Annotated in this window: 22 protein-coding genes and 2 pseudogenes; 12 read left to right on the forward strand and 12 right to left on the reverse strand. The window is 66.4% G+C overall.

What is annotated here, in order from left to right; translation table 11 throughout:
* From SYNGFB01_RS03545 to SYNGFB01_RS03555, 3 genes are all read right to left on the reverse strand, one after another.
* A partial coding sequence (locus SYNGFB01_RS03545) for an NAD-dependent epimerase/dehydratase family protein (RefSeq protein WP_152669499.1) occupies window positions 1-301 on the reverse strand: 301 nt, incomplete at its 3' end.
* A gap of 105 nt (window positions 302-406) precedes the next feature.
* Window positions 407-574 carry a photosystem II assembly protein Psb34 gene (psb34, locus tag SYNGFB01_RS03550; protein ID WP_048016972.1) on the reverse strand — a complete coding sequence of 56 codons (168 nt, stop codon included), beginning with the start codon at window positions 572-574 and terminating at the stop codon, window positions 407-409.
* An 89-nt stretch (window positions 575-663) separates the two neighbouring features.
* Window positions 664-1410: a thiazole synthase gene (locus SYNGFB01_RS03555; protein ID WP_082325852.1), complete on the reverse strand. Its 747-nt coding sequence runs from the start codon at window positions 1408-1410 to the stop codon at window positions 664-666.
* Window positions 1411-1593: 183 nt separating this feature from the next.
* Here SYNGFB01_RS03555 and SYNGFB01_RS03560 point away from each other — a divergent pair, with 183 nt between their 5' ends.
* Complete coding sequence (locus SYNGFB01_RS03560; RefSeq protein ID WP_048016955.1) at window positions 1594-2175, forward strand: hypothetical protein; 582 nt, start codon at window positions 1594-1596, stop codon at window positions 2173-2175.
* Between the two features lie 27 nt (window positions 2176-2202).
* On the opposite strand, the gene SYNGFB01_RS03565 is transcribed toward SYNGFB01_RS03560, so the two are convergent.
* From SYNGFB01_RS03565 to rpmI, 3 genes are all read right to left on the reverse strand, one after another.
* Complete coding sequence (locus SYNGFB01_RS03565; protein WP_048016956.1) at window positions 2203-2745, reverse strand: hypothetical protein; 543 nt, start codon at window positions 2743-2745, stop codon at window positions 2203-2205.
* 23 nt (window positions 2746-2768) lie between these two features.
* Window positions 2769-3116, reverse strand: coding sequence for a 50S ribosomal protein L20 (gene rplT, locus SYNGFB01_RS03570; RefSeq protein ID WP_048016957.1), 348 nt, complete (start codon window positions 3114-3116; stop codon window positions 2769-2771).
* Window positions 3117-3167: 51 nt separating this feature from the next.
* Window positions 3168-3365 (reverse strand): 50S ribosomal protein L35, encoded by a 198-nt coding sequence (gene rpmI, locus SYNGFB01_RS03575; protein WP_048016958.1) that lies wholly within the window; start codon window positions 3363-3365, stop codon window positions 3168-3170.
* 892 nt (window positions 3366-4257) lie between these two features.
* Between rpmI and SYNGFB01_RS15240 the strand changes: the two genes are divergently transcribed.
* Both SYNGFB01_RS15240 and SYNGFB01_RS03585 read left to right on the forward strand, forming a co-directional pair.
* Window positions 4258-5022, forward strand: coding sequence for a SpoIID/LytB domain-containing protein (locus SYNGFB01_RS15240; RefSeq protein WP_235299909.1), 765 nt, complete (start codon window positions 4258-4260; stop codon window positions 5020-5022).
* A 51-nt stretch (window positions 5023-5073) separates the two neighbouring features.
* Window positions 5074-6451 (forward strand): annotated as a pseudogene (locus tag SYNGFB01_RS03585) (glycosyltransferase family 2 protein).
* Window positions 6452-6469: 18 nt separating this feature from the next.
* Here the strand turns inward: SYNGFB01_RS03585 and SYNGFB01_RS03590 are convergent.
* The 5 genes from SYNGFB01_RS03590 to tig form a co-directional block, all read right to left on the reverse strand.
* Complete coding sequence (locus SYNGFB01_RS03590) at window positions 6470-8251, reverse strand: DNA polymerase III subunit gamma/tau (protein WP_048016959.1); 1782 nt, start codon at window positions 8249-8251, stop codon at window positions 6470-6472.
* Between the two features lie 31 nt (window positions 8252-8282).
* The gene (locus SYNGFB01_RS03595) at window positions 8283-8942 is read right to left on the reverse strand and encodes a lecithin retinol acyltransferase family protein (RefSeq protein WP_048016960.1); all 660 of its coding nucleotides are present in this window, start codon (window positions 8940-8942) and stop codon (window positions 8283-8285) included.
* Between the two features lie 4 nt (window positions 8943-8946).
* Window positions 8947-10296: an ATP-dependent protease ATP-binding subunit ClpX gene (clpX, locus tag SYNGFB01_RS03600; protein WP_048016961.1), complete on the reverse strand. Its 1350-nt coding sequence runs from the start codon at window positions 10294-10296 to the stop codon at window positions 8947-8949.
* Between the two features lie 94 nt (window positions 10297-10390).
* On the reverse strand, window positions 10391-11077 hold the full coding sequence (gene clpP / locus SYNGFB01_RS03605; protein WP_048016962.1) for an ATP-dependent Clp endopeptidase proteolytic subunit ClpP: 687 nt from the start codon (window positions 11075-11077) through the stop codon (window positions 10391-10393).
* A 53-nt stretch (window positions 11078-11130) separates the two neighbouring features.
* Window positions 11131-12594, reverse strand: coding sequence for a trigger factor (tig, locus tag SYNGFB01_RS03610; protein ID WP_053068307.1), 1464 nt, complete (start codon window positions 12592-12594; stop codon window positions 11131-11133).
* Between the two features lie 256 nt (window positions 12595-12850).
* On the opposite strand from tig, the gene SYNGFB01_RS03615 reads away from it, so the two are divergent.
* The 3 genes and pseudogenes from SYNGFB01_RS03615 (at window position 12851) to SYNGFB01_RS03625 (ending at window position 16874) form a co-directional block, all read left to right on the forward strand.
* A complete protein-coding gene (locus SYNGFB01_RS03615) occupies window positions 12851-13912 on the forward strand; it encodes an aspartate-semialdehyde dehydrogenase (RefSeq protein WP_072061539.1) in 1062 nt (353 codons plus the stop codon).
* A gap of 56 nt (window positions 13913-13968) precedes the next feature.
* Window positions 13969-14822 (forward strand): annotated as a pseudogene (gene dapA / locus SYNGFB01_RS03620) (4-hydroxy-tetrahydrodipicolinate synthase).
* 72 nt (window positions 14823-14894) lie between these two features.
* On the forward strand, window positions 14895-16874 hold the full coding sequence (locus SYNGFB01_RS03625) for a ribonuclease J (RefSeq protein ID WP_048016963.1): 1980 nt from the start codon (window positions 14895-14897) through the stop codon (window positions 16872-16874).
* Window positions 16875-17617: 743 nt separating this feature from the next.
* Here SYNGFB01_RS03625 and tilS read toward each other — a convergent pair.
* Entirely contained in the window at window positions 17618-18652 is a 1035-nt protein-coding gene (gene tilS / locus SYNGFB01_RS03635; RefSeq protein ID WP_053068309.1) for a tRNA lysidine(34) synthetase TilS, read from the reverse strand.
* Between the two features lie 53 nt (window positions 18653-18705).
* On the opposite strand from tilS, the gene SYNGFB01_RS03640 reads away from it, so the two are divergent.
* From SYNGFB01_RS03640 to SYNGFB01_RS12945, 6 genes are all read left to right on the forward strand, one after another.
* The gene (locus tag SYNGFB01_RS03640) at window positions 18706-19482 is read left to right on the forward strand and encodes a DUF561 domain-containing protein (RefSeq protein WP_048016966.1); all 777 of its coding nucleotides are present in this window, start codon (window positions 18706-18708) and stop codon (window positions 19480-19482) included.
* Window positions 19483-19575: 93 nt separating this feature from the next.
* Complete coding sequence (locus tag SYNGFB01_RS03645) at window positions 19576-20004, forward strand: phage holin family protein (RefSeq protein WP_048016967.1); 429 nt, start codon at window positions 19576-19578, stop codon at window positions 20002-20004.
* Between the two features lie 91 nt (window positions 20005-20095).
* On the forward strand, window positions 20096-22102 hold the full coding sequence (uvrB, locus tag SYNGFB01_RS03650) for an excinuclease ABC subunit UvrB (RefSeq protein ID WP_048016968.1): 2007 nt from the start codon (window positions 20096-20098) through the stop codon (window positions 22100-22102).
* Window positions 22103-23312: 1210 nt separating this feature from the next.
* Complete coding sequence (locus SYNGFB01_RS12935; RefSeq protein ID WP_072061540.1) at window positions 23313-23663, forward strand: sugar transferase; 351 nt, start codon at window positions 23313-23315, stop codon at window positions 23661-23663.
* Window positions 23664-23725: 62 nt separating this feature from the next.
* Entirely contained in the window at window positions 23726-24826 is a 1101-nt protein-coding gene (locus SYNGFB01_RS14055) for a glycosyltransferase (protein WP_161795842.1), read from the forward strand.
* On the forward strand, window positions 24823-25911 hold the full coding sequence (locus SYNGFB01_RS12945) for a glycosyltransferase family 1 protein (RefSeq protein WP_048016970.1): 1089 nt from the start codon (window positions 24823-24825) through the stop codon (window positions 25909-25911). Before SYNGFB01_RS14055 ends, SYNGFB01_RS12945 begins: the two co-directional genes overlap by 4 nt.

Here is a 25911-nt window from a genome sequence, read left to right on the forward strand (position 1 = left end):
GCTGTTCGGCGAAATGCACCACCGCAGCCGGTCGCTCGCTGCGCAGCAGCTCCAGCAGCCGGTCGTACTCCCGGGCGATGTCGAGATGCACGAAGCGCATCGCCCGGCCGCCCACCTGTTCCCACGCCCGCAGACGGTCGCTGATCGTGGCGATCGGAGTGAGTGACTCAACGCCCAGGTCGATGTCGATCTTGCGGCGACTGAGGTTGTCGACGATGACCACATCGTGACCCGCATCGGCCAGGTTCACGGCGCAGGGCCAGCCGCAGAACCCATCGCCGCCCAGAACGAAGACCTTCATGGCGACCGTCATGGCAAAAAACCCAGACTCCTTGCCGGATGGGCGCGTGCTCTGATCCGCAAGCTACTACAGGCCTTCGGCAGGGCTCTCGGGTGCGGCCGGGCCTCAGCTGATGCCGGCAGCAACCGCGACGAGCACCAGCACCAGCACCGCCCCGCCGATCAGCAGCAGGCGGGTGTTGGCCGTGCTGCCCTCCCCCTTCTCCATCACCACCATGCGGGGTTCGCGGGCGAAGGCGTTGAGTTTGCCGCCGTCTTCCTCGGTGACCTGCATGGAGACCTCTGCACTGGTGGCCACCTTATGGATGGCCGCGCGGTCGTTGCCGGGGCTCGGCACGGAACTTCATGTGCCCCACCCTGGGCTCAGCTGCCCACACGCCCCGTGGTTGGGGAGCTCGGGCTGGCCTGGGGTCGCATCGGCAGCCTGCCGGCCAGCAGGGCGCGGCGACCCGCCTCGCAGGCCTGGGCCATGGCCAGGGCCATGGCGGGAGGGTTGCCGGCCAGGGCGATGGCGCTGTTGATCAGCAGGGCGTCGGCGCCCATCTCCATCGCCTGGGCTGCCTCGCTGGGCACACCGATGCCGGCGTCCACCACCACGGGCACGCCGGCGTTCTCGATGATCAGGGCGATGTTGGCGGCATTGCGGATGCCCTGACCCGAGCCGATCGGTGAACCCAGCGGCATCACCGTGGCGCAGCCCGCCTCCTCGAGGCGCCTGGCCAGCAGCGGATCGGCATTGATGTAGGGCAGCACGGTGAAGCCCTCCTTCACCAGTTGCTCGGCAGCCGCCAGGGTGCCGATCGGGTCCGGGAGCAGGTGCTTCGAGTCGGGAATCACCTCCAGTTTCACGAAGCTGTTGTCCTCCTGCCCGGCCAGCCTGGCCAGCTCCCGCCCAAGCCGTGCCACCCGCACCGCTTCCTCGGCCGTGGCGCAGCCGGCCGTGTTGGGCAGCATCCAGATCCGCGTCCAGTCGATCGCCTCCATCAGCCCCTCGTGGCCGGCGGCCTGGGTCTGCACCCGCCGCACCGCCACGGTGACGATCTCGCAGCCGCTGGCCTCCAGACTGGCCTGCATGGCGGCAAGACTCGGATACTTCCCCGTTCCGGTCATCAGCCGGCTGCGGAAACGGCGCCCGCCGATCACCANGGCATCGGTTTGCTCCTCCGGTCCACGGGCCGGTGCAAGAGAGTCGCCGGAGACGGGCTCGGGCGNCGATGGGCTGGCTGCAACCACTGGGGCCGGGGCGAAACGGTTCGGATCGATCTAGCCTCCCATCACCCCGATCCCACTGTCGTGCCTGCTGCCCCCCTGGTCCTGGCCAGTGCCCTGCTGGCCGCCACACCGCTCGCCGCCGAGGGGATCGCGCCGGTGGCGGGCCCCAGTGCTGGCGCCAGCATGCTGATCGACACGGCCAGTGAGACGGTCGTGGGTCCTGTCGAGACCTTTGATCCGGTGGGCCGGGCCGAGCTGCTGGAGCGAGAGCTGCCCCGCCAGTGGAGCGGCACCTACCAGTCGTTCGCGGCGGGCCCGCCCCTGCCGGCGGCGCTGACGCTCTCCAGCGTTCGGGCCATGGGCGCGATGGTCGATCTGCGGGGTGAGATCAGCATCGATGGCGTGGTGGTGCCTGTGCAGGGCAACCTCAACGCCAAATCCGATCAGCTCGACCTGATCCCCCTGGGTGACCGCATCGGCGGCGGCCTCGAGCCGGGTGGACAGTTCCAGGGTCTGCAGGGTCTGGAGCTGAGTGGTTGGAATGCCAACCGGCTCACCGACCAGGGCGGCCGGCTGGCGCTGCAGCCAGGGTCGCTGCCACCGGCTGCCGAGGGCAGGGAGCAGGCGCCCTCCTCCTCGATGCCGGTGCGAGGCCTCTGGTGAGATTCCGAGCCCGTCGCGAGCGGCGGGTCAGGCGGCTGTGCTGCGCTCCAGCTGTCGCTCCAGTCGGGCCAGGCGCTTCCGGGCCGTCTTGTTGGCAGCATCGATCTCCAGCACCCGGCGGTAGGTGGAGGCGGCTTCCTCGCTCTTGAGTTGCTTCTCCANGGCGAAAGCCAAATTGTTGAGAGCCACCGGGTAATCGGCCTTGGCCTGAAGGGCCAGGCGGTAGTGGTTCACCGCCGTCTTGAACTGGCCCTGAGCCGCCANGGCGAAGCCGAGGGCGTTCTGAATCAGGGCCGTGGCTTCGGCCGGATCCTGTTCGGACGCAACGCGCTTGAGGGCGAGCTTGAGATTGTCGGCGGCCTGGCCGTAGAGGCGCTTGCGGAGCTGCACCGACGCCAGCTCATAGAGGCTCGCCGCGTCGGCAGGCTGTTCCCCCTGCTGGCGTTCCAGCCTGGCCAGGGTGGCTTCATCCCCCCGCACTCGCCAGATCTGACGGCCGACTGCCACGGCGGCGACGGCCAGCAGGAGCACCAGGCCGATCAGGTAGGCCTGGGGCAGGAGGGAATCCACGGGAGTTGACCGGAGGGGACTATTCAGCTCTGGGCGGCACCCACCACGCTGCTGAAGCTGGCGGGGTCGATCACGGCCATCTGGGCCAGCATCTTGCGGTTGAGCCGCACGTCGGCCTTCTTGAGGCCACCCATCAGACGGCTGTAGCTCATGCCGTTGATGCGGGCGGCCGCATTGATGCGGGCGATCCAGAGGCGACGGAAATCGCGCTTGCGGCGGCGGCGATCGCGGTAGGCGTTGCAGAGCGCCTTCATCACCCGCTGGTTGGCGGTACGGAACAGCGAGCCATTGCCGCCGCGGAAGCCCCGCGCCAGGCGGAGGATCTTGTTGCGACGCTTACGGGCGACGTTGNCCCTTTTGACGCGGGCCATGGCAGGGAATCAGATGGGTTGGAAACGACGGGAAACGGCTGGGCGTGACGCTCAGGCGTAGGGGAGCATCGCGCTCACGTTGTCGGCGTCGCGCTCATCCACCAAGGCCATGGTGGCGAGATAGCGCTTGCGCTTCGGGCTCTTGGCGTCGAGCAGATGGCTGCGGAACGCGCGCCGACGCAGGAACTTGCCGCTGCCGGTGGCCTTGAACCGCTTGGCGGCAGCTTTGCGGGTCTTGAGCTTCGGCATGTCTCCCAACGCGGGCACAAACAAGCAGAGTACGACGTGGTGGTCCGATCCACCAAGACCCGCCCCTTCTTCCGACCTGCCCCTNCGCCATGGTCCTGCCCATTCGCCACCTCTCCGGGGCGCCCAGGCCGTCCCTGCGCTGGAGCGCCGCCTGCTCGGCGGCCCTGCTGGTAGCGGCCGGCTGTGGGCTGGGGCGCAGCGGTGCCGTGGCGGAGGAGGAGCCCGCGCCGGCAGGGGTGCAGGCCACCGTCCAGACCCACCTGCAGGTGCCGGCCCCGCCGCTGATGGCTGCTCCCCGGCCGGAGCTGTGGGTGGCTCTGGCCGCCCGACTGGGTGGCGCTCAGCCCCTGATGCTGCGGGCTGCCCGCGGAGCCCTCACCCTGACCAGTCGCGATGGCCAGCGCTTCGAGGCTGCCGAACTGGAGCTGCGCTGGCGGCCCCTGCCGCTGGCTGCCAGCCTGAATCTGCGGCGCCGCGTGATCGGACCCTTCGCCAGCTATGAGAGCGCCGAGGCATCGGCCCAGCGCTGGCGGCAGCAGGGGGTGGAGACGCTGATCGCCCATCCTGCCGACTGGGAGGTGTGGGCAGCGGCCGATGCTCCCCTGCCGGAGGGTCAGAGCTCCCGGCTTGTTGAGCTGCAGCTGCATGAGCGGCTGCAGCCCGAGCTCCGCTCCGCTAGCGGCCCCGTGGCGCTCGAGGGTCCGGTGCGACTGGAGGCACCCGGCGGCCTGCGCTGGCAGGGAGGGGTGTTCGCGGGGCCGTTCCGCATCCAGCCCGATGCCTATGGCACCTGGTCGCTGGTGGAGCTGGTCCCGCTGGAGCGCTATCTGCTTGGCGTGGTGCCCCATGAGATCGGGGCCGGTTCGCCTCCGGCCGCCTGGCTGCCCAGGCGGTGCTGGCACGCACCTGGGCCCTGCGAAACCAGGGTCGCTACGCGGTGGATGGCTATCACCTCTGCAGCGATACCCAGTGCCAGGTGTACGGCGATCCGGGTCAGGCCGGGTCGGCCGTTCGCCGTGCGGTGGCGGCGACCCGCAATCAGATGCTGAGCTGGCAGGGGCAGCCCATCCATGCCGTGTATCACGCCACCAACGGCGGGGTCGCGGCCGGTTTCGATGAGGTGTGGAGCGGATCTCCCGTGCCTTATCTGCAGCCCCGCCTCGATGGTTCGGAGGCCCTGCAGCAGCGTTTTCTGATTCCCATGGCCCCAGGCCAGGTGGGGGCGCTGCTGGCCACCAGTGCCGGTTTCTACGGGGCGGGCCATCCCCGCTTTCGCTGGAGCCGCAGCCTCGATGCTGCCCAGATCGCCGCCGCGGTGCGGCCCCTGGCGCCGGACCTGGGCGAGCCCCGGCGCCTCGCCGTGCTGGAGAGGGGGGCGAGCGGCCGTGTGCTGGCCTTGCAGATCCAGGGAACGGGCGGATCGCTGGTGCTGCGGCGCGATGCCATCCGGCGCCAGTTCCGCAGCCTGNCCAGCANCCTCNTTCTGGTGCANCCGGANGGNCCNGGCCGCTGGCGGTTCCANNGGGGCGGATTCGGTCACGGCGCCGGGCTCTCCCAGGCNGGAGCGATCGATCTGGCCAGCCGCGGCTGGAGCACCGCTCGCATCCTGGAGCACTACTACCCGGGGACCAGCCTGGTGGAGCTTGGTGCACCGTGACCCTTGGTCCCCGATGGCTCCCCTTAGAGTCGGGCCACGTTCGGGCCTGCCATGGCTGCGTCTGGCCTTGCCAATGAGCAGCTGCCCGGATCAGGCCGCAGGGTTTCCTCGACCCTGTTCCTGATCGGTTGCGGCTGGGTGGGCATGGCCCCGCACTGGCTCGATCCGACTCTGCGCCCCTGGCCCGCGCTCAGCCTGGCCGTGCTGCTCGGGGGGTACAGCCTNGCGCACGGTGCTGCTGCAGGCGCTCCGCCCGCAGTCTGCGGTTCGGGACCTCTCCGCCGCCGCCGACCCCGGCGGCTCTTCACCTGCGAGCGCTGATGCTCTGCCCCCGGTGGATGTGGTGGTGGCTGCCCGCGATGAGCAGGCCGTCATTGCTCGCCTGGTGGAGGGCATCGCCCAGCTGCGCTACCCGCCCGGCCGTCTCAGTCTCTGGGTTGTTGACGATGCCAGCAGCGACCTCACTCCCCAGCTGCTGGGCAAGCTGCAGCAGCGCTTCGGCTTCCTGAATGTCCTGCGCCGGGAGCCCGGGGCCGGGGGCGGCAAGTCGGGCGCCCTCAATCTGGTGTGTGAGCAGCTCCAGGGGCGCTGGATGCTGGTGCTGGATGCCGATGCCGACCTTCAGCCCGACACGCTGGAACGGCTGATTCCCATGGCCGAGGCCGGCGGCTGGGCCGCCGTGCAGTTGCGCAAGGCGGTAGCGAACCCGCTGGTCAACTGGCTGACCCGTGCCCAGGCCATGGAGATGGCTCTCGATGCGGAGATCCAGCAGGGCCGGCTGGCCTGCGGGGGTGTGTCCGAGCTGCGCGGCAACGGACAGCTGCTGCGGCGCGATGGTCTGCAGCGCTGCGGGGGTTTCAACGAGGAGACCGTGACCGACGACCTCGATCTCAGTTTCCGGTTCCTGCTGGAGGGTCTGCCGATCGGTGTGGTCTGGGATCCCCCTGTGCAGGAGGAGGCGGTGCTCACCCTGGCGGCCCTCTGGCGGCAACGGCAGCGCTGGGCCGAGGGTGGTCTGCAGCGGTTCTTCGACTACTGGCCCCAGCTCTGGTCGGCTCGCATCACACGTGTGCAGCGCATCGATCTGGCCTGTTTTTTCCTGCTTCAGTACGCCATGCCCGTGGTGGCCTGGGCAGATCTGCTGGGGGCCCTGCTCAGCCGCACATCCCCGGTCTTCTGGCCCCTGTCGTTCCTGGCCTTTAGCCTCTCTGGGGTGTCGATCCTCAGCGGCTGCCGTCGTCCCAGTGAAGGGCCGGGCTTCCCGCCCATGAATCCCTGGAATCTCGCCCTGGGCATCGCCTACCTGGGCCACTGGTTCCTGGTCATACCCTGGACCACCCTGCGCATGGCGCTGTTGCCCAAGACGCTGATCTGGGCCAAGACCACCCATCTCGGAGGCGAGCCCCTGGAGGATGCGGCCGCGGCCTGATCGGAGTGCCCGCCCTCCTCAGGCAACATCCCCCGGCACCACATCGGCCCCATCATCGGTGGGATCCAGATCGATCACCTCACCGTTGAAGAACTCCGCCAGTCGTCGGGCCTTCTCATCGATCGGGTCGCTCTGAGGGAGGGGCGCTGTTGCCGCAGCTGCCGGGCGGGTCGGTTGGGCTCCTGTGCTGGCGGCGGCTGGCGCCGGAGGTCGAGATGGCTGTGGAACGGTCGATGGCGGCGGCGGGTTCGCTCCGGGCTGTGCTGCCGGGATGGCAGCCTGGGCTGCAGCCGCCGGCTCGCCGCCGGCTTCCAGCACCAGCTGGCGAGGGCTGCCCAGGGCCTTGGCCACGGCCTGCTCCAGCAGAGGCAGGCGGCTCTGCACCATCGCCATCCAGTTGCCGGCCACCTGCACCACGGCCCGGCGCTCATCGAGGCGTAGCAGACGCGCCTGCTGGGAGAGCAGCATGCGCGTCGAGGGCAGTTCCAGTCCCGCCAACACGTGCTGCCAGAGTTCTCCCAGATCCGGTTCCGGTGAGGGCTGCGGGCCCGGGGTGTCCGCGGGCTGCGGTTGCGGCATGGCCGGGGGGGGTTGCAGAGTTTCCGGCTGCGGCCCAGGCATCGGCACTGGTGGCGCTGCCGGCGCGGGAGTGGTTGGCTGCAGCGGAGCCGTTGTGGCTGCACCCCTGACCGCTGCTCCAGTGTCGGCCAGCAGTCCCAGCAGCAGCACCTCCAGCCACAGCCGTGGATTGACGCTGTGGCGCAGCTGCTGCTCGCTGCCGCGCAGCTGGGACTGCCAGCCCAGCAGGCGGGCCTGGCCGACGCGCTTGGCCAGTTCCGGCAGCCTGGGTCTGAACTGGGGGGAGACCCGCGTCAGTTCCAGCCGCTCCGGCGCGGCGGCGGTGAGCACCAGATCGCGCAGCAGGCTGGCCAGGCCCTGCAGCATCGCCGCCGGCTCGCGCCCCCTGTCCAGCAGCTCGCGGCAGGCTTGCAGCAGGCCCAGCGGATCGGCGCTGGCCAGGGCGCCGGCCAGCTCCAGCAATTCCTGTTCCGGCACGGCCCCGAGCAGCTCCCAAACCGCTGTCGCCTCGACCGGCGCCGGCAGCAGGCTGAGCTGATCGAGCAGGCTCTCGGCGTCGCGCAGGCCCCCCTGGGCCCGCTGGGCCACCACGTGCAGCGCCTCGGGGGTGATGCCGATGGCTTCCTGCTCGGCGATCCAGCCGAGATGACGCTCCAGGGCCTCCAGAGGGATGCGCCGGAAATCGAAGCGCTGGCAGCGGCTGAGAATCGTGGGCAGCACCCGCTGGGGGTCGGTGGTGGCCAGCACGAACACCACCCGCGGTGGCGGCTCCTCCAGGGTTTTCAGCAGGGCGTTGAAGGCGGCGGTCGAGAGCATGTGGCACTCGTCGACCACATACACCTTCCAACGGGCCTGCACCGGCGCGAAGCGGGAGCGTTCGATCAGCTCGCGGATGTTGTCGACGCCCGTGTTGGAGGCGGCGTCGATCTCGATCACATCCAGGGCGGTGCCGGTGGCGATGGCGGTGCACAGGTCGCAGCTGCCGCACGGCTCGGTTGTGGGCCCGTCGCCGGCCAGGCAGTTGAGCGAGCGGGCCAGGATGCGGGCGCTGGAGGTCTTGCCGGTGCCGCGCGGCCCGCTGAACAGGTACGCCGGGGCGATCCGTCCGGTGCGCAGGGCGTTGCCCAGCGTGGCGGCGATTGCCTCCTGCCCCACCAGCTGGTCGAAGCGCTGCGGCCGGTACTTGTGGTGGAGGGGCTGGTGCAGCTTGGGCTGCTCCATGGGGCGAGCCTCAGCCGGGCGGGATCCGAGGCTACTGGCCTTCTCCGGGATCATGGCCCGCTGCCAGCCGCCGCTGCAGCTGAGCCTCGATTGCCGCCTCGAGGTCCTCCACCTCCGCCAGCTGGTCGGCCAGTCGCTGGGCCGCGCGACGCAGCATCTCGAACTGGCTCTGGCCCCAGCGGGCCTCGGCCTGCCGCAACTCCCGCTCCAGACGGTTCTGAAGCCGCTGACGCAGGGCCTCCANNNGCTGCTGCAGGCTGCTGGCGATCAGTTCCGGATCCAGCTGCTCCCATCCCTTCCCGAGGCCGCGCTCCAACCCCTGCTCGAGGAGCCTGCGGGCGCCGCTCAGCACTGCCGATGGGAACTGCAGGAGATCATCCACCTGGGCGCTGCGGTGCCGACCGGTCTTGCACCAGTGGGCGAAGTGCTCGCAGTTGTTGAACAAGAGGTTGTAGTCCTGCTCCCCCAGACGGCCCATGGCCCGCCGCAGGGTCACCCCCNGGGGGGAGCAGCTGCCCTCCGGGTAGGTCACCACGCTCACAGGCTGGTCGCGGCTGAAGGCCTCGAGGGAGCTGCGCAGGATCTCACGGCCCTCCAGGTAGTGGGCCACCGTGCCGTCACCCAGGTCGATGCCGTGATGGTTGAACAGGCCGTGCCCGCGAGGGACCTGCAGGTGATCGGCGCGGGTCAGGGGCTCAGGCGCTGGCCGCCTGGGGGTTGGTGCCCAGAGGGACCACCTGGCCCTTGCTGCGGGATTCCACCAGTGCGCGGGTGATCGTGAAGGTCTTCACGTCGCTGCGCGAGGGCAGGTCGTACATCAGATCGAGCATCAACTCCTCCACGATGCCGCGCAGGGCCCGGGCGNNCGTCTTGCGACGGTGGGCCTCGGCCGCGATGGCCTCGACGGCATCGGCTTCGAACTCGAGACGCACCTCGTCCATGCTCAGCAGCGTCTGGAACTGCTTGACCAGGGCATCGCGTGGCTCGGTGAGGATCGCCTCGAGGGCGCGGGCATCCAGGGGCTCCAGCACGGCCGACACGGGAAGGCGGCCGATGAACTCGGGGATCAGGCCGTAGCGCACCAGGTCATCGGGCTCGAGGTGGCGCAGCACATCGGTGGCCTGGCGGTCCTTGCCGCTGCGGAGCCGACCGCTGCCCTCGGGATTGATGAAACCGATGGCGTTGCGGCCCAGACGACGCTGCACCACCTCCTCAAGGCCCACGAAGGCACCGCCGCAGATGAACAGGATCTGGCTGGTGTCGATCTGGATGCAGTCCTGGTAGGGATGCTTGCGGCCTCCCTGGGGCGGAACGTTGGCCACCGTGCCCTCCAGCATCTTGAGCAGAGCCTGCTGCACCCCTTCGCCGGAAACGTCGCGTGTGATCGAGGGGTTCTCGCTCTTGCGGGCGATCTTGTCGATCTCGTCGATGTAGATGATGCCGCGCTGGGCTTGCTCCACATCCAGATCGGCCTTCTGCAGCAGCCGCAGCAGGATGTTCTCCACGTCCTCACCCACGTAGCCCGCCTCGGTGAGGGTGGTGGCGTCGGCCACGGCGAAGGGAACATCCAGAAGCTCAGCGAGCGTCTGGGCCAGCAGCGTCTTGCCGCTGCCTGTGGGGCCGATCAGCAGGATGTTGCTCTTGTGCAGCCGGGTGCCGTTCTGGTCGGTCTCGCCCTTGCCGTCGCCGCGCCAGGCCAACCGTTTGTAGTGGTTGTAGACAGCCACCGACAGGGTTTTCTTGGCTGCCTCCTGACCCACCACCTGCCGATCGAGGAAGGCCTTGATCTCCTGGGGCTTGGGAATCTCGGCCAGGGTGGGAACCGGTTTGCTCGGTTTCTTGGTCGGCTGCTTGCTGCGCTGGTGGTCACCCTGGTGCCTCGTTCCGGAGACCGGGGCCTCCACGAGTTCCTCGTCGAGGATCTCGTTGCAGAGGTCGATGCACTCGTCGCAGATGTAGACACCCGGGCCCGCGATCAGTTTGCGCACCTGATCCTGCGACTTGCCGCAGAAGGAGCACTTCAGGTGGGCGTCGAACTTGGCCATCAGCTGGGGTCGATCGGCGGAGGGCTCCTGGTGACAGGATCGACCTGAACGGAGGGTTCGTCAGCCGACCTTAAGGATCAAACCGGAAGAGCGGTCATTCGGCGTCGGCGATGGGGCCGCTGCCGGAGTCGCTCACCACACGGTCGATCAGACCGTATTCAACCGCCTCCGCAGGCGAAAGGAAGTAGTCGCGGTCGGTATCTTCAGCGATCTTGTCGAGAGGCTGGCCAGTGTGCTGCGCCATCAGGCCGTTGAGGGTGTCCTTGAGGAAGAGGATCTCCTTGGCCTGGATCTCGATGTCGATGGCCTGACCCTGGGCCCCGCCGAGGGGCTGGTGGATCATGATCCGGGCGTTGGGCAGGGCCAGCCGCTTCCCCCTGGTGCCGCCGGATAGCAGGAAGGCGCCCATCGAGGCTGCAAGCCCGTAGCAGATGGTCACCACGTCCGGGGCGACCTGCTGCATGGTGTCGTAGATGGCGAGACCGGCGGTCACGGACCCGCCGGGTGAATTGATGTAGATCTGAATGTCCTTCTCGGGGTCCTCCGCTTCCAGGAACAGGAGCTGGGCCACCAAGGCATCGGCCACGGCATCGTCGATGCCCGTGCCCAGGAAGATGATCCGCTCCCGCAGCAGGCGGGAGTAGATGTCGAAGGCCCGCTCGCCCTTGCCCGACTGTTCCACGACCGTGGGCAGCACCCCGGGCGCGGCCAGCGGACCCGCCGACCAGCAGCCGGCCGACCAGTGGCTGTGAATCGGGTGGGGGAAGCGGGCGTCGATCACGCGGGGTGACGGGCTGATGGCCTCAATCTATGGGGCCGGCAGGGCCGCCGGCGTCAGCCCTTGTCGCTGCTGCCGGCCTTCTTGGTGGCAGGCCTGGCGTCCGCAGCGGCCCCGTCGTCCTCATCGGCCACATCACCGGCGACGGCTTTCTCGCTGATGGAGCTGTTGGCCTCCAGCCAGCTGAACAGCTTCTCCTGCAGCAGATCGTCGGCAACCGCTGCTCGCAGCCGCACCGGATCGATGTTGCCCTCCTGGCTCAGGCCCCGGCTGATCTCCTTGATCTTGGCATCGATCTCCTGGGCCTCCACCTCGATCGCCTCGGCGGCGGCAAGAGCCTTGAGGGCCAGGCTCCGCCGCAGCCGCTCCTCGGCCTCCGGCCTGGAGGTGTCCATCAGCGAGCGCACCAGATCGGGGGTGAACAGCTTCTTCACGTCCATGCCTTGCTGGGCGATCTGGCCGGCGGTCTGCTCGATCAGGTTGCGGATCTCCTGCTGCACGAGGGTTTCCGGCAACTCCACCTCCAGTTCGGCCACCAGCGCAGCCAACAGGGCGTCGTGCCGGGCTCCCCTGGCGCGACGCTCGGCATCCTCCCGGAGACGGGTTTCCAGCTCCTGCCGCAGTTCGGCCAGGGTCTGCTTGTCGCTGGCCTGCTGGGCGAAGGCATCGTCGAGGGCAGGCAGCTCGCGGGTCNTGAGGTCCTTCAGGGTGATCTCGAAGCGGGCCTTGCGCCCGGCGGCCTCCTCCTGGGGATAGCTGTCGGGGAACTGGCAGTCGACCGTTCGGGTCTCACCCACTGTCATGCCGATCACCCCCTCCACGAAGCCGGGAATCATGCGGCCCTCCTCGAGCTCCACCTCCAGCGCATCACTGCTGCCGCCGCTGATCGGCTCCTCGCTGTCGGCGTAGACACCGCTGAAGCTCAGCACCGCCACATCACCGCTGCGGGCGGCGCGGTCCTCCACGGGCACGAGGGTGGCCAACTGTCTGCGCGATTGTTCGATCAGCTCGTTGACCCGGGCCGGGTCATAGGCCACCGGTTCGGCTTCCGCCTTGAGGCCCCTGGTCTTCTTCAGGCTGGGGCTGGGTTCCACGTCCAGTTCCAGCGTGATCGTGAGTTCGCTGCCCGGTTGGAAGCGCTCCAGCACGGTCTCGAAGCCTTCGGTGAGCTCGGGCCTGCCGATCGCGGCCACCTTCTCAACCTCCAGCGCATCGCGGAAGGCGGCATCCACGAGATCTTCCAGGGCGGTGGCGCGGATCCGCAGGGGGCCGATCTGCTGGAGCAGCACCGCACGGGGAACCTTGCCCTGGCGGAAGCCCGGCAGCCGCACCGTGCGGCTGAGCTTGCTCACGGCAGCCTCGAAGCTGGCCTGGCTGCGGCTGGCGGGAATGGCCAGTTCCAGGGCCACCCGGCTGCCGGGCCTGGAGCTCACCGTCACCTGAAGCTCGGCCTGGGACGGACTGGCCTTGGCGGAGCCGGCCTTCTTGCTGGGCTGGGTGGTGCTGGCGGCAGGAGTCATGACAGTGCGAGGCAGCCCTCGATCCTAGAAACCGATCCGCCGATGGCCCGTGCGCCTGAATCCGTCGTAAGGTATGGACCATATCCACACCGTCGGTCAAGGTGAGCGGGCGAGTTCCGCGACCGTGGTTCCGCCGGTGTCTATCCAGTCTGAACAATTGACATCGTCATCAGCCCCCGCGGCATCGCAGGTGGCCTCGTGGCCTGGCACATCGTTCAGCTGAACGCTTCAGATCCGTACCGTTTCACCGCTCCCTTTGGCCGTCGCCCAGANCGCTTCCCGTCCCGCCAGCGCCAGCCTTCCCAGTCGCCCCCTGAGGGTGGCCATCCTCGGTGTCACCGGGGCAGTGGGTCAGGAGCTGCTCAAGCTGCTCGAAGAGCGCCACTTCCCTGTGGCCGACCTGATCGCCCTGGCCTCCCCCCGCTCGGCTGGCCAGAACCTCCTCTGGCAGGGCCAGGAACTTCCCATCCAGCCCGTCACGGCGTCTGCTTTCACGGGGGTGGATCTGGTGCTCGCCTCCGCCGGTGGTTCGGCTTCGAAGCAGTGGGCACCGGTGGCCGCCGCCGCAGGCGCGGTGGTGATCGACAACTCCAGCGCCTTCCGCATGGATCCGTCGGTGCCCCTGGTGGTGCCGGAGGTGAATCCCGCTGACGCCTTCAGCCATCAGGGGATCATCGCCAATCCCAACTGCACCACGATCCTGCTCACCCTGGCCCTGGCGCCGCTGCAGGCCCGTCGGCCGATCAGGCGGGTGGTGGTTAGCACGTACCAGAGCGCCAGCGGTGCCGGTGCCCGGGCCATGGAGGAGCTGCGCAGCCTTAGCCGCACCGTGCTCGACGGCGGTGAGCCCGTGAGCACGGTGCTGCCCCACTCGCTCGCCTTCAATCTGTTCCTGCACAACTCGCCGCTGCAGCCCAACGGCTACTGCGAGGAGGAGCTCAAGATGCTCCATGAGACCCGCAAGATCATGGGGCTCCCGGAGCTGCTCCTGTCGGCTACCTGCGTGCGGGTGCCGGTGTTGCGGGCCCACTCCGAAGCCGTGAACATCGAGTTCTTCGAGCCCTTCCCGGTGGACGAGGCCCGTGCCCTGCTGCAGCANGCCCCCGGCGTGGAGCTGCTCGAGAACTTCGAGACCAACCGCTTCCCGATGCCCACCGACGTGACAGGGCGCGATCCTGTGGCGGTGGGCCGCATTCGCCAGGATCTCAGCGACCCCAACGCCCTGGAGCTCTGGCTCTGCGGCGACCAGATCCGCAAGGGGGCTGCCCTCAACGCCATCCAGATCGCCGAACTGCTGCTCACCGGAGGTGCCGCTTGAGCGGAGCGATCCCGGGGCCCTGGGCCCAGGCACCCTTCGGCCGGGTCGTCACCGCCATGGTTACCCCCTTCCGGCCCGACGGTGCCGTGGACCTGGATCTGGCCGCGCGCCTGGCCGATCACCTGATCCTCAACGGATCCGATGGCCTGGTGGTCTGCGGCACCACCGGTGAATCCCCCACCCTCAGCTGGGACGAGCAGCACCGGCTGTTCGCCGCCGTCAAGGAGGCGGTGGCGGGACGGGGCTGCCTGATCGCCGGCAGCGGCAGCAACTGCACCGCCGAGGCTGTGGAAGCCACCCGTGAGGCGGCCACCCTCGGCGCGATGGCGCGCTGGTGGTGGTGCCCTACTACAACAAGCCGCCCCAGGCCGGGCTCGAGGCCCACTTCCGCGCCATTGCCTCGGCGGCCCCGGAGCTGCCGCTGATGCTCTACAACATCCCGGGGCGCACCGGCGCCAGCCTGGCTGCCGAGACCACGGCCCGCCTGCTCGACTGCCCCAATGTGGTGAGCTTCAAGGCCGCCAGCGGCACCACCGAGGAGGTGAGCGCCCTGCGGGCCCTCTGCGGCGATCGGCTCGCCATCTACTCAGGCGACGACGCCCTCACCCTGCCGATGCTGGCCGTGGGTGCCGTCGGGGTGGTGAGCGTGGCCAGCCATCTGGTCGGAGTCCGGATCAGCCGCATGATCTCCGCCTTCCTCGCCGGTGACGGTGCCACCGCCCTGGCCCTGCACGATCAGATCCTGCCCCTGGTCAGAAGCCTCTTCTGCACCACCAACCCGATTCCCGTGAAGGCCGCCCTGGAGTTGACCGGCTGGCCGGTGGGTGCCCCAAGACTGCCGCTCCTTTCTGCCCCTGACGACGTGAGACAACGCCTTTCCGAAACACTGGCCGCCCTGCGTCCCACCTGACGCCAAGGCTGTTTTCCGGCTCATTCGGTTCCACTCTGCCCATTCCAATCCCTGTCAACCGACTTCACAACCATGCCCAGTCAGAACGGTCATAGCCCCAGCAACAGTCCCGCCTCCAGCAAGGCTTCCAGTGCGGCCCTGCGGGTGATCCCCCTCGGTGGCCTGCATGAGATCGGCAAGAACACCTGCGTGTTCGAGTACGGCGACGACATCATGCTGGTGGATGCCGGCCTGGCCTTCCCGAGCGATGGCATGCACGGCGTCAATGTTGTGATGCCGGATACCAGCTATCTCAAGGAAAATCAGAAACGCATCCGCGGCATGATCGTGACCCATGGTCACGAGGATCACATCGGTGGCATTGCTCACCACCTCAAGAATTTCAACATACCGGTGATCTACGGGCCGCGCCTGGCCCTTTCTCTGCTCACCGGCAAGATGGAGGAGGCTGGTGTGATGGATCGCACCGTGCTGCAGACCGTTGGTGCCCGCGATGTGGTCAAGGTCGGCCAGCATTTCTCGGTGGAGTTCATCCGCAATACCCATTCGATGGCCGACAGCTTCTCGCTGGCCATCACCACCCCGGTCGGCACGGTGATCTTCACCGGCGACTTCAAGTTCGACCACACTCCCGTGGATGGCGAAACCTTCGACATCGCTCGCCTCGCCCATCATGGCGAGCAGGGCGTTCTCTGCCTGTTCAGTGATTCCACCAATGCCGAGGTGCCCGGCTTCACCCCCAGTGAGCGCTCGGTGTTCCCCAACCTGGATCGCCACATCGCCCAGGCGGAGGGTCGGGTGATCATCACCACCTTTGCCAGCTCGATCCACCGGGTGGCGATGATCCTGGAGCTGGCCCTCAAGAATGGCCGCAAGGTAGGACTTCTGGGGCGCTCCATGCTCAACGTGATCGCCAAATCACGGGAGCTTGGCTATATGCGTGCCCCTGATGAGCTGTTCGTGCCCATCAAGCAGATCCGCGATCTGCCCGACCGCGAAATCCTGTTGCTGATGACCGGCAGTCAGGGTGAGCCACTGGCGGCGCTGAGCCGGATTTCCCGCGGCGAGCATCCCCAGGTGCAGGTGAAGCCCTCCGACACGATCATCTTTTCGGCCAGTCCGATCCCCGGCAACACGATTTCGGTGGTCAACACCATCGATCGTCTGATGATGCTCGGAGCCAAGGTCGTGTATGGCAAGGGCGAGGGCATTCACGTGTCGGGCCACGGCTGCCAGGAAGACCAGAAACTGATGCTGGCCCTCACCAAGCCGAAGTTCTTCGTACCGGTGCATGGCGAGCACCGCATGCTCGTCTGCCACAGCAGGACGGCCCAGTCGATGGGTGTACCCGCCGACAACATCCTGATCATCGACAACGGTGATGTGGTGGAGCTCACCGCTGACGCGATCCGCAAGGGCGAGCCGGTGAAGGCCGGCATCGAACTGCTTGACGCCTCGCGCAACGGGATCGTGGACGCCCGCGTGCTCAAGGAGCGCCAGCAGCTTGCCGAGGATGGCGTGATCACCCTGCTGGCCGCGATCAGCACCGATGGCGCGATGGCCGCCCCGCCCCGCGTGAACCTACGCGGTGTGGTCACCACAGCCGATGCCCGCAAGCTCAGCCTCTGGGCGGAGCGGGAGATCACCTGGGTCCTGGAGAACCGCTGGAACCAGCTTTGCCGCAACACAGGTGGCAAGGCCCCCGATGTCGACTGGGTCGGTGTGCAGCGCGAGGTGGAACTCGGTCTGCAGCGCCGTCTGCGCCGGGAGCTGCAGATCGAACCGCTGATCCTCTGTCTGGTGCAGCCCGCCCCCGCCGGTACGCCGGCCTACAAGGGCCGGGCCGATGCCGAGCCGGATAGCCGTCCGGCACCCCGCGGCCGTGGCGGACGGGATGGCGCCGGACGTGACCGCCAGGACCGAGCCGCTCAGGACCGCCCCGCTGAACGGTCCCCTCAGCCGGTGAGCGCAGCGGCCACCCGGGTGGTCGCCGCCCCGGAGCATGAGTTCTCCGGTCGCACCCGCCGCCGCCGCTCCGCTGCTGCTAGCTGATCACCACCCGCAGCAGCCCCCTTGAGAGCTCCGCCATCTCCTCGGGGCTGAGCGACGAGGAGGGCAGTGGAGCCCGGCGGATCCCGGGCTCCAGCACGCTCCCGGCCTCCACAGGGCTCGACTCGGCAGGCCTCTCCTGGGATTCCGGCCCGATGACCGTGGCCTGGCTGGGCTCCGCCTTGAAAGGTCCGGGGCCTTCCAGCCGACGTTCGACGTAGTCGGGCATGAAGGGCCAGCGGAGCGCCTCCGCCTTGTCCTTGGCCTCGAGGGTCACCAGATCCTGGCGCGACGGATCCGCCAGGGCCACATCGATCTGATCGGGCTCCTCGACCACCTCCACGGCTTCGATGGTGTTGCTAGCCGCCGCACTGCCGGAGCCTGAGCCCTGCAGCCAGGGCATGGCCGGACTTCCCGGCCCGGAAGGCTCGGCTTCAGGGGCTGAGGCTCCCTTGCTGGCTGGAGCGGTGGATTGACCGCTCTGCTGCAGCCCCTGCTGGGCGATCTGGCGAAGTGCCGGCTCAGGGTTGGAGGCCAGCACCTCCTGGTAGTAGCGGGCNGCCGCGGCCTGATCACCCTTGCCATAGAGACGGGTATGGCCCAGCAGCAACAGCAGCCGCTGACGCAGCGGGTGGGCAGGATCGGCTGGCAGCTCGGTCAGCAGGGCCTGGCTCTGCCCTTCCACCTCGGGCCAGTTCTGCTCGGTGTAGAACTGCTCGATGGCGGCGTACCGCTCCTGCAGGGATTCAGGGGACGGGCTCATCGCAGCTGGTCGGTGGACGGCGGGTCAGCCACAGTGTGGGACCTCGCCAGCGCAGCTGCCAGCCATCCGGCAGCTCCTGGCNGCCTGGCTGCTGCCAGGCCGCCAGACGGTTCAGCAGATCATCGAGCTGGCGTGCCGGCATGACCAGCCCGCTCTCCCGTTGCAGCCAGTGATGCAGCAACCGTCGTCGGTTGCTCGCCTGCAGACGTAGCAGAGCCTGGCGATCCAGGCTGCTGCCGAGCTGGGCCGTGTCGGATGCCGGCTGCCCGCGGCGTAATGGTTGCAGGGCCAGTTCCAGCAGTTCGTCCTGCCCTGTGAGATCGTCGGCCAGCCGTTCGGCGAGACCGCTGATGCGTCGCTCGGCGCCCGGGTACAGAGCGTTGAGCACCGCCAGCACCTCCTGTCGGATGCGGTTGCGGCTGAACTGCCGGTCGTTGTTGCTGGGGTCCGGCCACAGCGGCAGCTGCAGGGCCTCACAGATGGCGCCCGTCTCGGCGCGGCTGAAGATCAGCAGCGGTCGGACCAGCCGCAGCCCGTCGGCGCCCAGGGGGCGCTGCAGCGGCAGGGCGGCCAGGCCGCGGCGATCACTGCCACGGGCCAGATTGAGCAGCACGGTTTCGGCCCGGTCGCTGGCGGTGTGGCCCGTCACCACGACGCTGGCACCCAGCCGTTGGGCCGCCTGCTCCAGACGCTCGTAGCGCCATCGCCGCGCGGCGGCCTCACCGCGGACCGGTCGCGCCCAGGTGTCGAGCAGCAGGGGCAGGTCCCGGGCCTCGGCCCAGCGGGCCAGCTCCTGGGCCTTCTGGCCGGAGTCGATGCGCCAGCCGTGATCGCCATGCCAGAGCGTCAGGCTCCACCGGTGCAGGCGCCGCAGATCCAGCAGCAGGCCGGCCAGGGTCATGGAATCCTGTCCGCCGGAGACAGCCAGCAGTAGCGGTTCCCCATGGGGAAGCAGCGTGGGCCTGCTCAGCAGCAGCCGATGCAGCCGCAGGTGGTGAGGGCTCCAGCGCTCCGCCATCAGTGCAACCCGGCGCTGCGTGGGAGAATCGCCCCACTGTGGATCCATCCGGCATGTCGCGTCTCGCCAAGCTGCCCGCCTCCCTCAGCACGGCGCTGGCCGAGCGCCGGGCCCTCAAGGTGATCGCCGGACTCACCAATTTCGATCAGGCCAGCGTGGAGCGCATCAGCCGCGCCGCTGGCCGCGGCGGTGCCGATCTGATCGATGTGGCCTGTGACCCCGAGCTGGTGCGGCTGGCCGCCGGTGTGAGCGGCCTGCCGATCTGTGTCAGCGCCGTGGATCCCGAGCTGTTCCCCGCTGCCGTGGCGGCTGGGGCCGCCATGGCGGAGATCGGCAACTACGACGCCTTCTATCCCCTGGGCCGCATCTTCGATGCCGCCGAAGTGCTGGAGCTCACCCGCCGCACCCGTGAGCTGTTGCCCGAGGTGGTGCTGAGCGTCACCGTGCCGCACCTGCTCCCGATGGATCAGCAGGAGCAGTTGGCGATCGACCTGGTGGCTGCCGGCGCCGACCTGATCCAGACCGAAGGCGGCACCAGTGCCAGGCCCTTCAGCGCCGGCAGCCTCGGTCTGATCGAGAAGGCCGCCCCCACGCTCGCCGCCGCCCACAGCATCAGCCGTGCCCTGGACGGGGCCGGTCTGGTGGCCCCGGTGCTCTGCGCCTCCGGACTTTCGGCCGTCACCGCCGGCATGGCAATCGCGGCCGGAGCAGCCGGTGTCGGCGTGGGCTCGGCCGTGAACAGGCTCCGTGACGAGCTGGCCATGCTGGCCGCGGTGAGGAGCCTGCGCGAGGCCCTGGGCGTCGGCGCTGCCGTGACGAGGCTGGTGTGAGCCGGGGTGTGACAGCTCCTGCCTGAATTTGCCCCCCTTGTTGTAGCTCTGCGAACCCATGTCTAGGTTGCAGGGGATCACCCCCGACAGGTCATGGGTTCCTTCGTCTGGCTCCTGCAGTGGCCGATCCGCGCTCTCGTGCTTCTCATCGTGGCCTGGCTGCCCCTCGGTGTTGAGGTCGACAACTTCGGCATCGCTCTGCTCGCCGCGGTGGTCATTGGTCTGCTGGGCACCCTTCTGATCCTGCCCCTCAAGGCCCTGCTGGCGCTTCCCTGGGCGGTGACGAGCCTGGGCGGCTTGATCACGCCGATCAGCTGGCTCTTCAACTGGGCGATCACCGTGATCCTGTTCGGCCTGGCGGCCTGGCTCATCCAGGGATTCCGCCTCAGGCAAGGCATCACGAGCGCCGTTCTCGGTGCGGTCGTCTATGCCGTGCTCTCCACGGTGATCCTGCGCATCCTCGGTCTCGAGGTCGACTTCACCCGCGCCTCGGCGCTGATACAGGCCCTGCCCACAACCTGAGCCTGGCTGAGGGTGCTGCCATCTGGGTCTGGGGCACCGGTGGCTGGGATCCGCACCTCCACGGAGCCGCCGGTCCGGAGAGAATGGCCGCATGGCCAGCCCCTTCCAGCTTCATGCTCCCTATGAGCCCAGGGGCGATCAGCCCGATGCCATCGCCGCCCTGGCGACCGGTGTCGATCGCGGTCAGCGCTTCCAGACCCTGCTGGGCGCCACCGGTACCGGCAAGACGTTCACGATCGCCAATGTGATCGCTCGCACCGGCAGGCCCACGCTGGTGCTCGCCCACAACAAGACGCTGGCGGCCCAGCTCTGCAATGAGCTGCGCGAGTTCTTCCCGAACAACGCCGTCGAATACTTCATCTCCTACTACGACTACTACCAGCCGGAGGCGTACGTACCGATCTCCGACACCTACATCGCCAAGACGGCATCGATCAACGAGGAGATCGACATGCTGCGCCATTCNGCGACCCGCTCGCTGTTCGAGCGCCGCGATGTGATCGTGGTGGCCTCGATCAGCTGCATCTACGGCCTCGGCATCCCCAGTGAATACCTCAAGGCNGCAGTGCGGTTTCAGGTGGGAGACACGCTCAACCTGCGCGGTTCGCTCCGGGAGCTGGTGAATAACCAGTATTCCCGCAACGACGTGGAGATCTCCCGGGGACGCTTCCGGGTGCGCGGCGACGTGCTGGAGATCGGCCCGGCCTACGAAGACCGGCTGGTGCGGATCGAGTTGTTCGGCGACGAGGTGGAGGCGATCCGCTACGTCGATCCCACCACCGGCGAGATTCTTCAGAGTCTCGAGGCCATCAACATCTACCCGGCCAAGCACTTCGTGACCCCGAAGGAGCGGCTGCAGGAGGCGATCANGGCCATCCGGCTCGAACTGCGCGAGCGTCTTGACCTGCTGAACAGCCAGGGCCGCCTTCTGGAAGCCCAGCGGCTGGAGCAGCGCACTACCTACGACCTTGAGATGCTCGAGCAGGTGGGCTACTGCAATGGCGTGGAGAACTACGCCCGCCATCTGGCCGGCCGCGCCGCGGGCACGCCGCCCGAGTGCCTGATCGACTACTTTCCCGACGACTGGCTGCTGGTGGTGGACGAGAGCCACGTCACCTGCTCTCAGCTTCAGGCGATGTACAACGGCGATCAGAGCCGCAAGCAGGTGCTGATCGAGCACGGCTTCCGGCTGCCATCGGCTGCCGATAACCGGNCCCTCAAGAGTGAGGAGTTCTGGCAGAAGGCCCGCCAGAGCATCTTCGTGAGCGCCACACCGGGTGACTGGGAGCTGCGCCAGAGCGATGGGCAGGTGGTGGAGCAGGTGATCCGCCCCACCGGTGTGCTCGATCCGGTCGTGGAGGTGCGTCCCACCGAGGGCCAGGTGGACGATCTGCTGGGCGAGATCCGCGTGCGGGCCGAGAAGCAGGAGCGGGTGCTGGTGACCACGCTCACCAAGCGCATGGCCGAGGACCTCACCGACTATCTGGCGGAGAACGGCGTGCGGGTGCGCTACCTCCACTCGGAGATTCACTCGATCGAGCGGATCGAGATCATTCAGGATCTCCGCAACGGTGAGTACGACGTGCTCGTGGGCGTGAACCTGCTCCGCGAGGGCCTGGATCTACCGGAGGTGTCGCTGGTGGCCATCCTCGACGCCGACAAGGAGGGGTTCCTGCGCGCCGAGCGCTCCCTGATCCAGACCATCGGCCGCGCCGCTCGCCACGTCGAGGGCGTGGCCCTGCTCTACGCCGACAACCTCACCGAGAGCATGGAGAAAGCGATCAGCGAAACCGAGCGTCGCCGCGCCATCCAGCAGGCCTACAACGCCGCCAACGGCATTACGCCCACCCCGGCCGGCAAGCGGGCCGGCAATGCGATCCTCGCCTTTCTGGAGCTGTCGCGCCGGCTCAACGACGAGCAACTGGAGCAGGCCACCGAGCAGGCCGAGCACAACGAAGTGCCTTTGGATTCCCTGCCGGAGCTGATTCAGCAGCTGGAAGAGAAGATGAANGCTGCGGCGAAAAATCTTGAGTTCGAGGAGGCCGCCAACCTGCGCGACCGCATCAAGGGGCTGCGCCAGAAGCTGGTGGGCAGATAACAGGGCCGAGACCCAGCGTTATTGATATGTCTCGAATGAACCTAAATGCCTTGCCGCCCGATGGCAACCATGTGTGCCTGTGATGGCGTGGATCATTCTCTTGATCAAGACTTGCACCAGAAGGTTTGAACGCCCAGCTGCTACGAGCTTGAATCACTATGCACGTTATACACACTGGTGGCTGTAGACCTCCCTAGGTTGTCTCCAACAGTCCGCCAATCGTTCGCTGATGCACGAGAGACCTCTTTCGGCAAAGGGTTCAGTCATTTGGCTTTGATTAAGCAGCGCCAATGCTCTGGTCGCGTTCACGCCAGCGATCGTTTCTGTCCGCAGGACTTGATGCTGTTGGATACTTCTTGATAGGGGCGTCTGATCGACCAAGTCCGAGACAGTGACAGGCTTGCTCACCCCATCTGGCTGGTTGGGCTCCTCATTGTCTGCTTGCTGCTTGATGGCCATTGGAGAAACAAAGTATTGCGCTGGCAATAGCAGAGGTTGCACATGATTAATCAGTGGCTTGTGTTCACAGGCTTCCCGACCATGCTGGCAGTGGCAATCTTTGAAGGGATATTCAGTCTTTCAGAAGCGTTACTTCTTTCTTGCAGGAATGCTAAGTTATTGAGGCCCTCGGATCTCTGCCTCTAGCCCTAGTTGGTGTTAATATGAATTCACTTGGCTCGCAGTTATCAATGCCCTGCTCAATGGTGACTCAAGGCCAGTTAAGAGCATATTGATCAGCTGGAGATTGAAGGGTGACGAGCTCTGCATTCCGAATCTCAGAATAGAGTCAGGCGATCTTCTTCGGTCATGATAGCAATCTTCATGGGCCATGGTTTCTGTCGTTGCTAGGAGTGTGCCAAGCTGGTCTTACGGCGCAGATCCTAAGAGCATGCTGGCTAGCATCTTGAGCATTTGCCACTTGCCTTGCTGCTATTCGACTGACTCGGCGGCACAAGTTTTCAATGGCCAGGGCCCTTCAGCGTTCAGTACCAGCTCCATCGGCCTGCTGGCCTCGTCATTACCGCCTGTCTCCTTCTGCTCTGCTCTCCCTCACTCTTCTGATCGCGGTGCTGATCTGGGTTCAAGATTGTAGACCGGAACTCTCCGTATCAAATAACCATTAGTCTGAATGAACAACGCTTTTTGTTGTATGAACTGCACACAATGCGTTGCTGCGATCCACCTTCGCCTGTGCCATGTATCAATTCTGATGTCAGTCCAACAGCGAGATAGGCAATATGCTCCGCCTCTTTCTGTTGACGAGATCCCCTTGTTTTTCAAGCTGCTGACAGATCAAATGAGTTCGATTGATCTTCGTCCAGGGCATCCGAAACCCGAGCTTGACCCTAGCCTCAGCAATGCCCATCACCGCAAGCGTCACTGGATGCCCGCAGGTCTGAGCGGCTGTGCCCAAGTCTGCGCCCTCTGCACCAGCAGCGTTAAGGAGGCTGAGCCCAAGCTCAGCTACGGGCTCTACGATCAGATCCAGTGGAATGTCACTCTGGGCCCCTTGAGCCTCTGCCAAGCCGTCAAGACCCTGTTCAAGGCCAAGGGCGCGTGAGTAGGCCTGGGACACTGGGGTGGATCCAGTTGGTTCGTGAGTGGCCGCCTGGGTATGGGGGAGTGGAACGGGTTGCCCATGAACTGGCGACCAGCTGGCAGCGCAGGAGTTCCAATGTGGTGTGCTACTCCCTCTGTCCCCCATCGTCCTCAGTTCCGTCTGAGCACCTGCCTGTGACCTACAAGCGCAGGTGCCTCCCATGCGTGGCATTCGGTCGTGTGCTGATCCCTCTCCCTTCCCGAAGCCTTGTGGGGATGCTGGTTGCCAAGAGCTCACTGATGGTTCACCTGCCATGTCCCAGCTTGTTGCTGCTGAGCCTGGTGGCAAGGCTTTGTTCAGCTGATAGGCCCATTTCCCTTTTCTGGCATGCCTTCCTTGAACCGGAGGCAGGGCCGAGGGGCTGGCTGGTCGCGATCTACCAGTGGCTTGCTCTTCGCTGGGCGGCGATCGGCCCAAGTTGTGTGGTAACCACTTCGCCCACTTTGGTTCGCGCTCTGATGGAGTCGGGAGTGCCGGAACAACGCATCAGGCTGCTTCCATGCTGTCTCGGCTCGGAGATGGAGTTGGAGGCAGCTGCCATCTGGTCTCGTCGTCAGGCACGGCTTAGCAGAACTCGGATCGATCCCTTTCGCCTGATCTATATTGGTCGCTTGAGCAGTTATAAATGCGTTGATCGCTTGATTCTGGCCTTCCCATCGAGTGGAGCCAGCGAGCTCCATATCGTTGGGGACGGTCCGGAAAGGCTTCGTTTGGAGCGGCTTGCGTCAGGCCAGTCTCAGATTGGAGCCATCGTGTTCCACGGCATGCTCAGTGAGTCCGAAAAGCTGGCACGCCTGGAACATAGCGATCTTCTGGTGCTTCCCTCGAGGTCCTGCCATGAGGCGTTCGGAATCGTGCAGCTTGAGGCGATGGCCTGCGGGGTTCCTGCCCTCGGGTTCAACAACCTCCGATCAGGCATGGCGTGGGTAGCAGGTCTAGAGCAGGCCCTTCGGCGAACTGGGTGGCGCTCTCCACAGCATCCCACCGATCTCTCCAGTGCCATCAACCAATTGGCGGAGCAGCCGGAATGGCTGCGGGAGGCGAGTATTGCGGCACGGCTGCGCTACGAGAGGGTCTTCGCGCGGTGCCACTGGGAACGGAGGCTCTTGACAAGCGAAGCATGAGCGTTCTGAGCAATCTTCTGTTGTTCACGCCTGGTTATTCCGGATTCTCCAGTTACGTCCGACGGGTGATGCCAGCCATCCCCGGCCACCGATTGCTGATCGATGAATTCGATGGGCCTGTTTGCCGTCGTGGTGATGGTTTGCCGGAGCTGCCGCCTTCACGTGGTTGGCTGCGGTTGCTGCATCGGCTGTCGCTCAGCCAGCATGGAATCCGCCTTGGTCAGACACTTGCAGATGCGGGGCTTTCTTTGGCCGATCTTGATGTGATCTACAGCCCCTACTGTGATGCCTTGTTTGCAGCGACAGGTGTTCCGCAAGTACTCACTTGCCACGACCTCACTCCACTTCACTGTCCCAACAGCCGCAAGGCAGCCTGGCGTTACCGATACTGGATTCCAAGGCATCTGAACCGTGCGGACAGGGTGATCGCGATCAGCCGGTTCGTGGCCGATCAGCTACTTGAGGCAGGTATTGCAGCGCGTAAGATCCGGGTTGTGGAGAATGGTGTGGAATCACATGGCAACCCAAGATCTGCCCCATCAGGCCAAGGCTTGCTCATGCTCGCTCGCCATGATGCCAACAAGAATGTTGGCTTGGCCGTGCGTGGCTTCGCCAGGTTTCTGGNAAGGCATGCCGATTNGGATGGTAATCTCACTGTAGTTGGCAGAGAAGGCCGACAAACATCGTCGTTGCTCGCCGAGCTGAAGGAGCTAAATCTTCAGGATCGTGTCACTCTCGTGCCTGGCTTGCCTGCTGAACAACTGGACCAAATGCTCAAGTCATCCTATGCTTTGCTTTCAACTTCTGTTATGGAAGGATGCAATTATCCTGTGCTTGAAGCCATGGCCAAAGGAGTTCCAGCGGTGATCAGTGACATTCCTGTGCATCGTGAGCTTTATGCCGATGCAGCTCTCCTTTGCCCCTTGGATGATGACGGCACCAGCCTTGCGGAAGCCCTCGAACAGCTACACAGCCAGCGTCAGCTATGGACTGATCTTTCCCATGCGGGCTTGAATCGCGCTCGATACTGGGGGCTAGAAAGACAAAAGCTGGGCATTCTCAATGTGCTTAGAGAGTTTTCCTGA

The sequence above is a fragment of the Synechococcus sp. GFB01 genome (genome assembly GCF_001039265.1).
Classification (GTDB): domain Bacteria; phylum Cyanobacteriota; class Cyanobacteriia; order PCC-6307; family Cyanobiaceae; genus NIES-981.